This is a genomic window from Streptococcus sp. KHUD_012, assembly GCF_052588255.1.
The window spans coordinates 375,252-389,328 of sequence record NZ_CP159355.1 but is presented as its reverse complement, the minus strand read 5'-3'; the positions used below and the strand labels follow the sequence as shown (position 1 = coordinate 389,328).

General features: G+C 43.1%; 13 protein-coding genes and 1 other RNA gene. 2 read left to right on the top strand and 12 right to left on the bottom strand.

The genetic code is table 11. The annotated features are described in order from the left end of the window. Positions 1–5 precede the first annotated feature (5 nt). From ABVF55_RS02070 to ABVF55_RS02030, 9 genes are all read right to left on the bottom strand, one after another. Entirely contained in the window at positions 6–713 is a 708-nt protein-coding gene (locus ABVF55_RS02070) for a hypothetical protein (RefSeq protein WP_445285438.1), read from the bottom strand. A gap of 108 nt (positions 714–821) precedes the next feature. After that, a complete protein-coding gene (locus tag ABVF55_RS02065; protein WP_445285437.1) occupies positions 822–1,910 on the bottom strand; it encodes a hypothetical protein in 1,089 nt (362 codons plus the stop codon). Between the two features lie 265 nt (positions 1,911–2,175). Further along, positions 2,176–3,525: a glucose-6-phosphate isomerase gene (locus tag ABVF55_RS02060; RefSeq protein ID WP_445285436.1), complete on the bottom strand. Its 1,350-nt coding sequence runs from the start codon at positions 3,523–3,525 to the stop codon at positions 2,176–2,178. A 502-nt stretch (positions 3,526–4,027) separates the two neighbouring features. After that, an RNA gene (gene ffs, locus ABVF55_RS02055) (signal recognition particle sRNA small type) lies at positions 4,028–4,123 on the bottom strand. Positions 4,124–4,161: 38 nt separating this feature from the next. Then, complete coding sequence (gene tadA / locus ABVF55_RS02050; protein WP_003016809.1) at positions 4,162–4,671, bottom strand: tRNA adenosine(34) deaminase TadA; 510 nt, start codon at positions 4,669–4,671, stop codon at positions 4,162–4,164. 302 nt (positions 4,672–4,973) lie between these two features. Next, positions 4,974–6,551, bottom strand: a complete 1,578-nt coding sequence (locus ABVF55_RS02045) for an ATP-binding cassette domain-containing protein (protein WP_003016812.1) — start codon at positions 6,549–6,551, stop codon at positions 4,974–4,976. Between the two features lie 144 nt (positions 6,552–6,695). Continuing rightward, positions 6,696–6,974 carry a hypothetical protein gene (locus tag ABVF55_RS02040; RefSeq protein ID WP_445285435.1) on the bottom strand — a complete coding sequence of 93 codons (279 nt, stop codon included), beginning with the start codon at positions 6,972–6,974 and terminating at the stop codon, positions 6,696–6,698. Positions 6,975–7,092: 118 nt separating this feature from the next. Next, on the bottom strand, positions 7,093–7,737 hold the full coding sequence (locus ABVF55_RS02035) for an HAD family hydrolase (RefSeq protein WP_003002091.1): 645 nt from the start codon (positions 7,735–7,737) through the stop codon (positions 7,093–7,095). Positions 7,738–7,946: 209 nt separating this feature from the next. Then, complete coding sequence (locus ABVF55_RS02030) at positions 7,947–9,239, bottom strand: adenylosuccinate synthase (RefSeq protein ID WP_223141538.1); 1,293 nt, start codon at positions 9,237–9,239, stop codon at positions 7,947–7,949. Positions 9,240–9,558: 319 nt separating this feature from the next. On the opposite strand from ABVF55_RS02030, the gene hslO reads away from it, so the two are divergent. Further along, complete coding sequence (gene hslO / locus ABVF55_RS02025) at positions 9,559–10,431, top strand: Hsp33 family molecular chaperone HslO (protein ID WP_445285434.1); 873 nt, start codon at positions 9,559–9,561, stop codon at positions 10,429–10,431. Continuing rightward, on the top strand, positions 10,418–11,395 hold the full coding sequence (dusB, locus tag ABVF55_RS02020; protein WP_003012894.1) for a tRNA dihydrouridine synthase DusB: 978 nt from the start codon (positions 10,418–10,420) through the stop codon (positions 11,393–11,395). The genes hslO and dusB overlap by 14 nt, the downstream gene beginning before the upstream one ends. A gap of 304 nt (positions 11,396–11,699) precedes the next feature. Here the strand turns inward: dusB and ABVF55_RS02015 are convergent, their stop codons facing one another. The 3 genes from ABVF55_RS02015 to pnuC form a co-directional block, all read right to left on the bottom strand. After that, entirely contained in the window at positions 11,700–12,386 is a 687-nt protein-coding gene (locus ABVF55_RS02015; RefSeq protein ID WP_118096107.1) for a YoaK family protein, read from the bottom strand. A gap of 129 nt (positions 12,387–12,515) precedes the next feature. After that, positions 12,516–13,292: an NUDIX domain-containing protein gene (locus ABVF55_RS02010; protein WP_150906669.1), complete on the bottom strand. Its 777-nt coding sequence runs from the start codon at positions 13,290–13,292 to the stop codon at positions 12,516–12,518. Next, entirely contained in the window at positions 13,293–14,075 is a 783-nt protein-coding gene (gene pnuC / locus ABVF55_RS02005; RefSeq protein ID WP_049498178.1) for a nicotinamide riboside transporter PnuC, read from the bottom strand. Positions 14,076–14,077 lie beyond the last annotated feature (2 nt).

The window sequence follows — 14,077 nt, the reverse complement described above, 5'->3', positions numbered from 1 at the left end:
CTGCTTCACCCCTTCTTCGTCAAACGATACTGACCACTCTGGTCGCGTTCAAAGGTTAAAGAGACCAGTCCATCTGTCACCTGATAAGACAGGGCTAGGACTTGCTTGTCCTTTTCAGAGGTCAAACTAAGAGAATTGGGAAGACCTGATTTTTTCAAGACATCTTCTACTGCTGTCCCCTTTTCCTTTTTTCCATCTAGTGTCTGATAGCCTGTAAAATCTGCCAGTTTTAAGTTCTTTTTGCTCTGATAGTGAGCCGACTTGGGCGCAAAGCCTTGAATCGAGCTCAAATAAAAGGTATCATCCTGCTTTTGAAATTCTATGGTATAAGGATGAATCCCCTGCACAGGAGTCCCATAGCCTAGCTGGACTTGCGTTCCAAAAGTCGTATCTTCTTGTGTAAAACTCGCTGCTTTTCCAATTTTTTTGACGAATGCAGATAAAGTCACCCAATTTTTTTGTGTCTTTCCTTCTCCCCTTGCAAGGTCCAATGACAACAAGTCTTCTAAAGCCGGCTCTTTGGAAGAAGACGCAACAAATTGCTGGCTGTCTTCTTGCATGCGAGACAAACTCAACAAGCGATCTTTGGGCAAGGTTTTCACTGGATGAATCATAAACACCAAGCAAACACCAACCATAAAAGCCAGCAAAGCACTTGCAGCTTTTTGGAGGATCCGCTTATGATGTTCTATCCACTGTTTCATTTCTTCCATCCTTCATGCTCTTTCTATTCAAACTCTTTCTATTGTATAGAAAATTAGCGTATTTGTCTCGTCTTATCCCAAAAAAGAGGCGCTTGCCTCTTTCTTTTATTCATTGATTTAGTAGCTGTCTTTACTACTCAAGAGGAAATCTCCATTTTCTTGGCGAATAAAGGTCAAATCTACATAGTCCCCGTTTTTCTTTTGGAAGTCCATGACCAACTCTATCTCGTCTGAATCATCAGATGAACTCACCGTAAGATTGACCGCATCACCGTATTTTTCTAAAAGCTCTTTGTAAGAGGTTCCTCCAGCACCGGTCTCACTATTTCCAACTTTGAATCCATCTGCAAAGTTGTCCTCAACCGTAAGATTTTTCCCAAATTGATTAAATTCAAATTTGACAAGCTGTAATTCTTTTCCTCTCTTAGAGTAGGTCGCTTTAACCTCTTTATTATAAGAGTTATCATCCCAGAATAATTTCAATTCCCCACTATCAAATTGAACGGAACTAGCCTTTCCATAAGCGTCGACCATTTCCTCAGGAGTCTCCCCATCATCCTTTCCAGTCAAAAACTGAAGTTGCTCAATATCAGATTGTTCCCAGCTAAAATCGGCTTCCGCATCTTCAGAAGTCAATTGCTCCAAATCAATATTGGATGAAGAACCAGACTGGTTGCCTGACCAAGAAGTCTGCTTTCTAGATGATGACGTGCTAGGGCCAGCATGACCAATCAAATAGCCACTGACTCCACCGATAAGAATCCCAACTAAAATCCCAAGGGCAAAACGAATCGCCTTCTTGTCTGCAGTATCCATCGGTCTTCCAACAGGAGAAAGAGGAGCTTGTGGAATAGGTGTCTCAGAAACAGGCACTGTTTGCGGACCAACTGGTTCAGCTGCCATATTTTGAGGAGCTTGTGGTGCAGGTTGGAATGGAGGAGTCGGTTGGGGAGAAGCAACTACATCCGGATGTTCTCCAACAGTTGCTTCATCCACCTTTGGAGGCTCCACTGTTTCTGAAACAGCTGGCTCGTCTGCCTCTTCTTTCATTGCTTTCGACTCCGTCACTGAAAGGCCACTAGCTTCTGGAACGACCAAGTCTTCGGCTTCTTCTTTTGGGACAAAGGCTGGCGCAGCCACATCAAATTGAGGCGCACCCTCTAAGGGAGTATGTTTCATAAATTGTTCTTGATCTTTCTCGGACATTTCGAATTCTCCTTTTTATTCTTCTCTTCTACTATAACATAAAACCAAGCAAGGACCAACTCCTGTCTGTTTAGACTGAAAAAGATCGGACCTTTTAGAAACTTCTATTAAAATTTCTTTCGAAGGGTGACAATCGCAATCAGATTACCATATGATCGAGAAACATAACTAGATCGTGTTTTTATAATTGATTCCAGGGGACAAAAATATGAGTTTGTTTAGCAAGTAAAAAAACGACCTCTTGCGAGATCGTTTTATCCATCAATTAAAGACGAGCGTTGAGTTCTGCTCCAAGTTCTTCAAATCCTGGTTTACCAAGAAGGGCAAACATGTTTTTCTTGTAAGCTTCAACACCAGGTTGGTCAAATGGGTTAATCGCGTTCAAATAACCTGAAAGAGCGATGGCCAATTCGAAGAAGTAGATAGTGTATCCAAGAGTGAAGGCATCTTGCTCAGGAAGAGTCACGTACATGTTTGGCACGTCACCGTCTGTGTGGGCAAGAAGAACACCGTCAGTTGCTTTTTTGTTAACGAAGTCAACGTCTTTTCCTTGGAGGTAACCAAGTCCATCAAGGTCTTCTTCCAATGTAGGGATGATCACGTTCTTACGTGGTTTATCCACACGGACAACTGTTTCAAACATGATACGAGTTCCTTCTTGGATAAATTGACCTAATGAGTGCAAGTCTGTTGAGAAGTTTGCTGAAGTTGGGTAAATACCTTTTTGGTCTTTTCCTTCTGACTCACCAGCCAATTGTTTCCACCATTCTGAGAAGTATTGAAGAGATGGTTCGTAGTTAACCAAGATTTCAGTTGCATATCCTTTACGGTAAAGGATGTTACGAACAGCTGCGTATTGGTAAGCTTCGTTTTCAGAAAGTTTGTCTGAAGTGTATTCTTTACGGGCTGCATTCGCACCTTCCATAAGGGCTTTGATATCAGCACCTGATGCAGCAATTGGAAGCAATCCAACTGGTGTCAAGACTGAGAAGCGTCCACCGATATCATCTGGAACTACAAATGTTTCCCAACCATTGGCATCTGCTTCTACTTTTACAGCACCTTTGGCACGGTCAGTTGTTGCGTAGATCCGTTTGCTGGCTTCTTCTTGACCATATTTCTTCACCAAGAGTTCTTTGAAGACACGGAAAGCGATCGCTGGTTCAGTTGTTGTACCTGATTTAGAAATCACGTTGACTGAGAAATCTTTATCTGAAACATACTCTACCAAGTCAGCAAGGTAAGTAGATGAGATGGAGTTTCCAGCATAAAGGATTTGTGGCGCTTTGCGTTCTTCTTTTGTTTGCAAGTTTGCAAAGTGGTGGTTCAAGAAGTCAATAGCAGCTTTCGCTCCAAGGTATGATCCACCGATACCGATCACGACCAAAACATCGCTGTCTGATTTGATTTGTTCAGCAGCTTTCAAGATGCGGTCAAATTCTTCACGGTCATAATTTTCAGGAAGGTCCAACCAACCTAGGAAGTCACTACCAGCACCTGTTCCTTTACGGATCAATTCATCAGCTGCAGTCACTTGTGGTTGCATATATTCCACTTCGTGTGGGGCAACAAATTTACCCAAAACTTTTGAGTAGTCAAATTTAATATGAGACATGTTATTCCTCCAATATTTCTTCCCCTCTATGATATCGCTTTACAGGGATTTAATCAAGGGAAACCATCCTATAAAACGTTTTCATTTGCTAATTTTTTTATTTTCACAAATCAAGCAACGACGCAATAGCAATCGTTTGCATATTTGCACTATTTTTGGCTAGAAAATCAAAAAAAAAGAAGCTTCTCACGAAACTCTATTTTTTCTCTTTTATTCTTTGAATATAAACGTAATTTCTACATGACTCTGGTGAGTGATAGCCCTCACGTCGCTTCACTCCTCAGGGTCAATATCTCTAAACTCATCTGCGACTTGCAGGCTAATTTCATTTACGCTATAGCCCTCACGTCGCTTCGCTCCTCAGGATCAATATCTCTAAGCTCATCTGCGACTTTCAGTCTTGATTCGTTAAGAGCTTTTATCGGTTTACAGCTTTTTCCCTAACGGGAAAAACTGCATCCATTGCTCTAGGATTCATCTGCGTCCGTTGGACTTGATTCATCAAGAGCAATAGAAAAGAGCACACAGTTCACTTCGCTTAGGGCTGCTGGATTCCTCCCCTGACCCGCTTCACGCAGAACTGTTGCTCCGATAGGTATTATATCATAATTTGTTCGATTTGCAAAGGTCCGGTTTTTATTCTTGTGTTTCGGCCTTGGCTGCGAGCTTGGCTTGTTTTTTTCGTTCCCGACCTTGGCGGAAGAAGGTCTGCATGATGGCTGCACATTCTGCTTCCAAGATTCCTGTTTCTACTTCGACTCGGTGATTGAGGCGTTCATCTGCCAAAATGTCGTAGAGACTACCTGCTCCACCGAACTTCTGATTGGTCGCCCCGTAAATCACCTGGGGAATCCGAGCTAGACCAATGGCACCACTACACATGACACAGGGCTCAATCGTGACAAAAAGCGTCGTATCCAGCAGGCGCCAGCTATTTTCACGCTGATTGGCCTCCTCGATCGCCATGATTTCCGCATGCATGACCGCCCGCTGCAGCTCCTCACGCGCATTATGTCCACGCCCGATAATCTGACCATCCTTGACCAAGACACAGCCAATCGGTATTTCATCATTGGCGAGGGCAATCTCCGCCTCCTTCAGGGCTTCCCTCATAAACATCGCTTTTTCCTCTATCGTGTAGTCCATCTCTTCCTTCTTCCTTTTAGTTTCTTTGTTCATTATACCATAGGCAGCTTACGACTCACAAAAAAAGCCGCCGATTGGGCGACTCTTATGGGAGATTATTATGAAAAAGTTTAGGAGGTTTAAACAAAGTTAGGAGGTCTTTGTTTATGCTTCTAGTATAGCTGGCCTATCTTAAATAAAGCTTAAGTTCTCTGAGTATTGATGATTTTGGAAATATCACCACTTAGAATCTCAAAAATATCTGACAAATTGCTGGCTTACTACTATCCGCTTTGTCGCAGAACCAACTATTGTGGCATCGCTCATCCTTTACGTAACTCAAGGATTTGGTCATAGCGCTCTTCTTCATCAATATGATGGGCTATTTCTAGTACCGTGATCGGCAAAGAAAAGATTAGGTCTCTAACCAGACGACTATTTTTTTCGTCCAAAGCTGATGTCACTTCGTCCGCTAATAAAATATCCTTCTCGCGTAAGAGAAAACGAGCCAACTCTAATCTGACACGCTGACCTCCTGAAATGTTTTCACCATTATTATGAATTTCTACATTCAAAATATCCTGAAATTCATCTATTAAGCCAACTCGGTCCAATACCTCCAATAATTCATGGTCCTGAAAAGGCTGACCAAAAGTTAGATTATAGCGGATAGTATCGTTAAACAGGAAGGGATGCTGGCTAATTAAACCGATATTCCCTTGGAAATGACTCGTTATTTGATTTCCATCATACTGAACGAAAATGTCACCCTCATCACATACTTCTTCTCCTAAAATCAAGCGAAAAAGAGTCGTCTTTCCAGACCCGCTCGGTCCTTTGATTAAGACCTTCTGACCTACTGAAATCGTCGCCGTCAAATCAGAAAAAAGCTGACGTTCAGCAAAACTTTTTGAAATATGATTTAAGCGCAACGATTCGAGATTTTCAACAAATTGATCCTTTGTCTCTTCGAAATCAGGTTCTTCCTCGATAATCTTAAACAGGCGGTTCGCAGTCGGCAAGGCACCTTGGAGATTGGCTGCACTGTACATCAGAGTTTGGATCGGTTCTACCAGCATCCCCGCAGCAACATACATAGAGATGAGGCTTGTAATAGAAATAGAATTTCCCTGTAAACTCAAATAAAAGCCTAAAGCAAGAGGAACAACCTGACTAAAAAAGACCATAAATCCATTAAAGAAAAAAATAATATTATGTGTGAAACAAAATCTTTGGATGGCTTTTTGATATTCTCCGTTTAAATCATTCACGCGCTCTTCATTCAGCCTCATGGCCTGATTAATCCGTAAGGTTTGGCTGCCTTGCATACTATCCGAGACAAGCCCATGTAATTTCGTTCTAAGCTTGGACCAGCTGTCTCCCGAATCTTGTAAACGACGATTCATGATGAACTGAGGAATAGGTCTCATAATCGTAAAAATGACAAAAATAAGTCCTAAGAGAAAATTTTGTGAAACAATATAAATGGCTGTAACAAGGGCGACAAATCCCCAACTCACCATAACATTTATATTTTCCAAATAATTATCGCCCACATATTCCATATCTTGAGTTAGCAGACTAACTTTTTCATCATTGGAAAATTTAGGATTCAATATGACTTTCTTAAATAAAAGGGCACGGACACTTTTGTTGATTTCTCTTCGGAATATATTGTGCGAATAGTTTGAAAACAGCATCAGACTATAAATAACAAGATAGACAGACAAACCAAATAAAACAAAATTGAGAATTTTTCCATAAGAAAGGCCGTCTTGATCTAACTTCAAGGCCTTCGTTAAAATCAGAGGTTGCGCCAACACCAAACCACTATTCACAATACGCCCTAAAAAAATAGGAAAAAGATACTTCTTATCAATGTACTTATAAATATTTCTCATAATTATCATCCATCAAAATAGAGGGCTAGCACAACCCTCTTCTCTAATTTATTTAAAATCGTGATTATTTACAATCACAATTATAGTTAAATACTCTAGGTTTAGCATTCATTTTGTCATCGAATTTGTTATTCACTTTAACCTTCACCGAAAATTACAATCTCCATGTGTCAAAATTGTTAGTTCCAATAATTCAGCATCTGTATCGCTTATTTTAGATAGATACTTTTCGACCTCATACTCACCCTCACTTAAATATTTATTTTTATCAAGATAAGCATGAAACTCTTTCCTAATCACATCATTGCTGTCGACTACTCTATTCAATTCATTCGTAAGAAAAAATGAATGATTGGTTTTAGTATTAAAATACAACGTACCATCATCAATACTATATTTTAATATATATCGTGACAAATTCATATTATCACCTCTTAATCTGTGTGACTTAACCTACAGTAAATATACACCGATAGAAATATTAAATAAAGCAATATTCAGCAGATTAGAAAAGTTCCAACTTTTAATATTTTGGAAAAGGTTATCCTATAAAAGCTGCAATTTCGCCAACTTCTTGAGCAATATAGGTGGCGCCGGCTTCTTCCAATTCTTCCCTGCTTCCAAAGCCATAAAGGACACCGATAGAATCAAGCTTTTGCGCTTGAGCGCCAAGCACATCGTGCTCCCTGTCTCCAATCATGATGGTATGCGCCAAATCTGTAATCCCATTTTGCTCCAAGGCATACTGGATAACATCGCTTTTTTTACTACGTTTTCTATCCATGGTCGCACCAGCGACAAAGTCAAAATAATCATACAAACCAAAGTGTTTGAGAATTTGAATGGAAAATTCTTCAGGCTTTGACGTAGCTACAATCAACTGTTTGCCAGCCTGCTTGAGAGAAGCCAGCAAGTCAGGAACGCCTAGATAGACCTCATTTTCATAAAGGCCTTTTTCGGAAAAATACTCATGATAGTAGTCAATGGCCTTTAAACATTCTTCCTTAGAAAATCCATAAAAGCGCTCAAAAGACTCCTGCAAGGGCGGACCGATGAAAACTCTCAATGCTTTCTTGTCTGGCACTTGAATCCCATATTTTCCTAAGGCATAGGCCACCGAGTTGGTAATCCCTAGTTCTGAATTGGTCAAGGTGCCGTCTAGGTCAAATAAAATCGTTTGATACATTTTTTCCTCTTTCTGCTTTCAAAAAGAGGCTGGGACAAAAGTCCTAGCCTCTCAATTGTCTTTGGATTGTCGAGCAAGACGCAGTGGTTGAGTGGGCTCTACTACGCTGATTTCATCAGCTTTTACAGCCCTACTCAACTGTTCGGAGGTGGGACGATGAAATCGAATTCTAACGAATGACCGATTTCTGTCTCACTCTCTTTTTTAAATTATTTACTTGACCAGACACTTTCAAGGATATTGGTTTGGTCACGATCTGGTCCGACTGAGAAGGTTGAAATGCGCACACCAACCAATTCACCGATCCGGCGGACATAGTTGCGGGCATTTTCTGGAAGCTCATCCAAGTGACGCACACCGGTGATGTCTTCTGACCAACCTGGTAATTCTTCATAGATTGGTTTGCAACGTTTGAGTTGCTCCAAGCTTGCTGGGTAGTAGTCAATGCGTTCGCCATCCAAGTCGTAAGCCACACAGATCTTCACTGTATCCAAGCCTGATAGAACGTCGATCGAGTTCAAGCTTAGGTTAGTAATTCCTGAAACACGACGGCTATGGCGCATGACAACTGAGTCAAACCAACCGACACGACGTGGACGACCTGTTGTTGTCCCATACTCATGACCGACTTCACGGATCCGATCCCCCACTTCATCAAAAAGCTCCGTAGGGAATGGTCCATCACCAACACGGCTGGTATAGGCTTTACATACACCGACAACCTTGTCGATCTTACTTGGGCCGACACCTGATCCGATGGTCACCCCACCTGCAACAGGGTTTGATGAAGTAACAAATGGATAAGTTCCTTGGTCGATATCCAGCATAACCCCTTGGGCTCCTTCAAAGAGCACGCGCTTGCCGTTATCCAAGGCATCGTTCAAGATGACAGAAGTATCGGTTACATATTGTTTGATCTGTTGACCATATTCATAGTATTCTTCGAAGATATCGTCAAATGAAAGAGGCTCTGCATCATAGAGCTTGGTAAATTGACGGTTCTTTTCTTCCAAGTTGATACGAAGGCGTTCCGCAAAGACGTCGCGGTCCAAAAGGTCCGCAATCCGGATTCCCACACGCGCAGCCTTGTCCATGTAGGCTGGGCCAATCCCTTTAATCGTCGTTCCGATCTTGTTGTCTCCTTTAGATTCTTCTTGGAGACGGTCCAATTCGATATGGTAAGGAAGGATGACATGGGCGCGGTCTGAAATGCGCAAACTGTCCGTTGTCACACCTTCTTCATGGAGATAAGCCAACTCTTTGACCAATGATTTAGGATTGATCACAACCCCATTCCCAATGACAGAAATCTTTTCAGGGAAGAAGATACCTGAAGGAATCAAGTGCAACTTGAACTTTTTGCCGTCGATCACGATAGTGTGACCGGCATTGTCCCCACCTTGGTAGCGAGCAATGACTTCTGCATTGGCTGATAGGAAGTCAGTAATCTTCCCTTTTCCTTCATCACCCCATTGGGTTCCTACTACAACAACTGATGTCATAATTCTTTTTCATATACCATAGATAGTTCCCTATCTATGCCTTTCTTCAAACTAGGGGCAGGAGTCTCACCTGCAAGTTTGTCTTACACTCTATTATAAGCAATTTTTGATGTTTTTTCAAGATCCACTCGGCTATCGTTTATTTTTCTCCTTCCTTTTTAAACTAACTTCTCTATGAAACTCGTCTTTTACTTGGAAATGGCTTCTTTCTAGAAATAACGTTCGGAATTTTCTTTTCTTCTTGCCCTTCTTCTGAAACGACTGATTTTCGGAATTCTCCTTGTCACCACTTTGCTTGATTTGTGCTAAAATAGTAGGTATGGACAAAATTATTAAAACTATCTCAGAAAGTGGCGCTTTTCGTGCCTATGTACTAGACAGTACAGAAACTGTACGAACAGCCCAAGAAAAACATCATACACAAGCTAGCTCCACGGTCGCACTTGGCCGTACCCTCATTGCCAGTCAAATCTTGGCAGCAAACGAGAAAGGAGATACTAAAATTACGGTCAAAGTCCTTGGGACTAGCTCACTCGGAGCCATCATCACCGTGGCAGATACCAAAGGAAATGTTAAAGGCTACGTGCAAAATCCTGGAGTGGATATCAAGAAGACCGCAACTGGTGAAGTCCTGGTGGGACCATTTGTCGGAAACGGAGAATTCTTGGTCATCACTGACTATGGTACGGGAAATCCTTATCACTCTATGACCCCTCTTGTGACCGGTGAAATCGGAGAAGACCTGGCCTTTTATCTGACGGAAAGCCAACAAACACCATCTGCAGTTGGACTCAATGTCCTGTTGGATGACGAAGACAAGGTCAAGGTGGCTGGTGGTTTCTTGCTCCAGGTCTTGCCAAATGCCAAGGAAGAAGAAATCGCGCGCTTTGAAAAACGCATCCAAGAAATGCCTGCCATCTCCACACTGTTGGAGTCCGAAGACCATATTGAAGCTCTTCTTGCCGCTATCTATGGGGATGAACCTTTCAAACGCCTCTCTGAAGAAGAACTTCGCTTCCAGTGCGACTGCAGCCGTGAGCGTTTCTTGAACGCTTTAGCAAGTCTGCCAGCTAGTGATCTGAAAGAGATGAAAGATGAAGATCACGGTGCAGAGATTACCTGCCAATTCTGCCAAACACACTACCACTTTGACGAAAATGACTTGGAGGAACTCATTCGTGACAAATCTTAATACGCCATTTATGATCGGGGATGTCGAAATCCCTAACCGTACCGTCCTAGCCCCAATGGCCGGAGTGACCAACTCAGCTTTCCGGACCATTGCCAAAGAACTAGGGGCAGGGCTCGTTGTGATGGAAATGGTCTCTGACAAGGGAATCCAATACAACAATGAAAAGACGCTTCACATGCTCCATATCGATGAAGGAGAAAATCCTGTATCGATCCAACTCTTTGGAAGTGACGAAGATAGCCTCGCACGCGCAGCTGAATTTATCCAAGAAAATACCAAGACCGATATCGTGGATATCAACATGGGTTGCCCGGTGAATAAAATTGTCAAAAACGAGGCTGGTGCCATGTGGCTCAAGGATCCAGACAAGATCTACTCCATCATCAACAAAGTTCAATCTGTCCTCGATATCCCATTGACGGTCAAGATGCGGACGGGTTGGTCGGATCCTTCTCTAGCAGTTGAAAATGCCCTTGCTGCTGAAGCCGCAGGTGTCTCTGCCCTCGCCATGCATGGACGAACTCGGGAGCAAATGTATACGGGTCATGCAGATCTTGAGACCCTTCACAAGGTTGCACAAGCCCTGACTAAGATTCCATTTATCGCAAACGGAGATATCCGTACGGTTCAAGATGCCAAACAACGGATCGAAGAAGTCGGTGCCGATGCGGTCATGATTGGTCGCGCTGCTATGGGCAATCCTTATCTCTTCAACCAAATCAACCACTACTTTGAAACAGGAGAAATCCTGCCTGATTTGACTTTTGAAGACAAGATGAAGATTGCTTACGAACACTTGAAACGCTTGATCGATCTCAAAGGTGAGCACATTGCCGTTCGTGAATTCCGTGGTCTCGCCCCTCACTACCTCCGTGGTACCTCAGGTGCAGCTAAACTACGCGGCGCCATCTCCCAAGCTAGCACTCTGGCTGAGATTGAAGAACTCTTACAATTAAAAGCATAGAAACGCAAAAAACAGGACCTCATGTGAGGTCCTGTACTATTTTTAAATAAGTTAAGCAATTCGGCAAAGAAATATAAATATGTTTTAATTTTTTGAGCGAATCAAAAAAATACCGAAACTTTCCGCTGTGAGAAAAGTGCCTGAAACACGATTGTTTCAGGCACTCGGGAGTTTTGAGACCTTAGGCTCAAAACTAAGTCATGGAACTTCTTCGAAGTTCGCTGACGTCCGTACTCACCTAAGGAAAGTTTCTAAGATGGCTTTGTCATTAATCTAAAACAGGACCTCACACGGGGTCCTGTTTCTATAGATTGTCTGTTTGCAGGCCGAGTTGTTTGACTCTGGCGGTGTAGTAGGTCATGATCAAAAAGAGGTTCACTGTGATCAGCCAGATGGCCCATTTGTGAATAAAATGCATGAGGATGGCTACACTAATAGCTCCCGCAACAAAGCTTCCAACGACAATCCCGTAATTCATAGCCTGCCTGCGATACTCGTCCAAATCTCCCTTTCCTCGAGTGATTCGGTACAAGGCCGTCAGCATCTTGCGATAATTTCCGGAAGTCATAAAGATCACATAAGGGTGATTTTCGATGAGGCTCCCTGTAAAGGTCAACATCATCATCCCTGTTCCAAAAGCAATAAAGGGAACTTCTACAGGTGGTATGACAGACACCAAGGGAATCAGGAGTGTTACCACAAACAAAGGAATCAACATCTTGGTCCGCCAAAAGGCTGTCTTGCGATACTCTTTGATATGGAGGGCAACCAAAAAGCCGATCGAGAAAAATAGAATAGATGAAAAACGCATGATGGTATTTTCGACACGGGGATCGTGCCAATCAGCGATGAGAAGCAGGAGGTTCCCCGTTTGGGTCGCGACCAAACTCCGGTAGTGCATGTGGCAAAAAACATCGAGGCCCCCTCCGATAAAACCAAGCAGAGCCCCCATCAGTCGTGTATTTTGTGGTAAAATTATTTTTTCTTCCATAGTCTTGTCTCTTTTGATTTCAATTATGATTATTATACCACTTTGCACACAAGTGGAGCAGGAAAAATCAGAAAAAGCCCTTCCGTTACTAAAAGTAAGGGAGGGCTGGTAGAATGAACCCCGCTCGATCTACTGTTTTAAGCGATAGGTCTTGCGTGGTTTTTTCTTAGGAACCCGCTTGACACCCACTTCCTCCACGAATTCTCCGAATTTTACGAGGAAGTTATTGCTAACGATGGGGCGTCCAGGATTGATCAGATTGACCAACTCGGTTGCTTCATAAACGGTGAAAGGCTCCTCTAACAGATAGAGGAAGGTTGGATTCCAGTCTAGACGACCCTGAATCCGCTTGATCGATTCTTGAATAATCTGATAGTGGTCAAAGGCAAAATCAGAAGCAGCTAAGGATTCTCCATCGAGCAAGCACTGGGACTTTTTGAAGTCGACATCGAGAAAAACGACTTCCTTGGCATCGTCACCTGCATGAGCTAAGTCTACTGCTTCTGCTGGCAGATAGACCAGATGGGCAATGGTAATGACCCAGCCTCTGGGGTCCCGCCCAGGGGTGGAAACTGTCATGAGTTGTTCCACCTTATTCACTGGAAGATCGAGCCCAACTTCTTCTTTGACTTCTCGGATACAGGCATGAGTCGCATCTTCATCCTTGTTCACAAAGCCCCCCACCAAGGCGAGGCGGTGTTGATAAGGGTGGGCCTTGCGGCGAATGGCTAAGAGCTTGAGCTGGCCTTCAACAAAACAGTAAGCTACCATGTCCGCTGTGACACTTGGAGTTTCATAAGTCGGCAGGTCTTGCTCCTTGTACCACTTGAGAAAGTCTGCTTCACTAGCGGCCGTCTCAAAATACTCTTTCTCCGTCATTCCTGCTGGAATTGAGAGACTTGCCATCTAAGCCACCTCCTTCTTGAGGGCTTTGGTCCATTGGTACCAGCCCACTAGGCTATTCAGCGTGTAGACCCAGTACATCCCTTGGATGTGAAGGCTCTGATCCCACCAGAGATAGATACTAAAGACGTTGGTCGCAATCCAGAAGATCCATTGCTCCCGGTAAAGGCGAGTCATTAGGAGCTGACCGACCCCATTGGTCGCATCGGTGATACTATCGCGGAAAGGGCGAGCGCTATGGATGCTCTGATACGCAAAGCCCATACCAATCCAAATAACAGCACACAAGGCCAAGTAGCGCATCCACTCAATCAAGTTCAATTTCTTGGCTTCAAAGTGAGATTCTTCGACCTTACCTTGATCATTGATCCGATTAGAGAGCCAAACATAGAGACCGATCGGTTGCATGATGAAGAAATAAAGAGTTGTCAGAACTTCCCCGTAGAAGTTCTTATTGAGGGCTAAAACGAGGTAGATCGCTGAATTCACTGCTCCAAAAAGGTAGTTACTAGCACGCCCTTCTGCAACCAGGATGACGCAGACAATGCCTGTCCAAGAGGCAAACAGTCCCAGCCAATCATGCTGTCCTGTCCGATTGGTCCATTCTAAGAAGAAGGGAACACTAGAAAGAAGGAGGAGATAAATCCATTGAAAGGCTGTGCGTCCTACAAAAAGGTCCTTCCATAGAAGTTTCATAATATTGACAAAGCCTTGCTTTTTCGCTTCTCGGTGAACATTTCTAAAGTCTTGGCTAAAAGTTGCGAATTTTTCAGATAGGTTTTTCATAA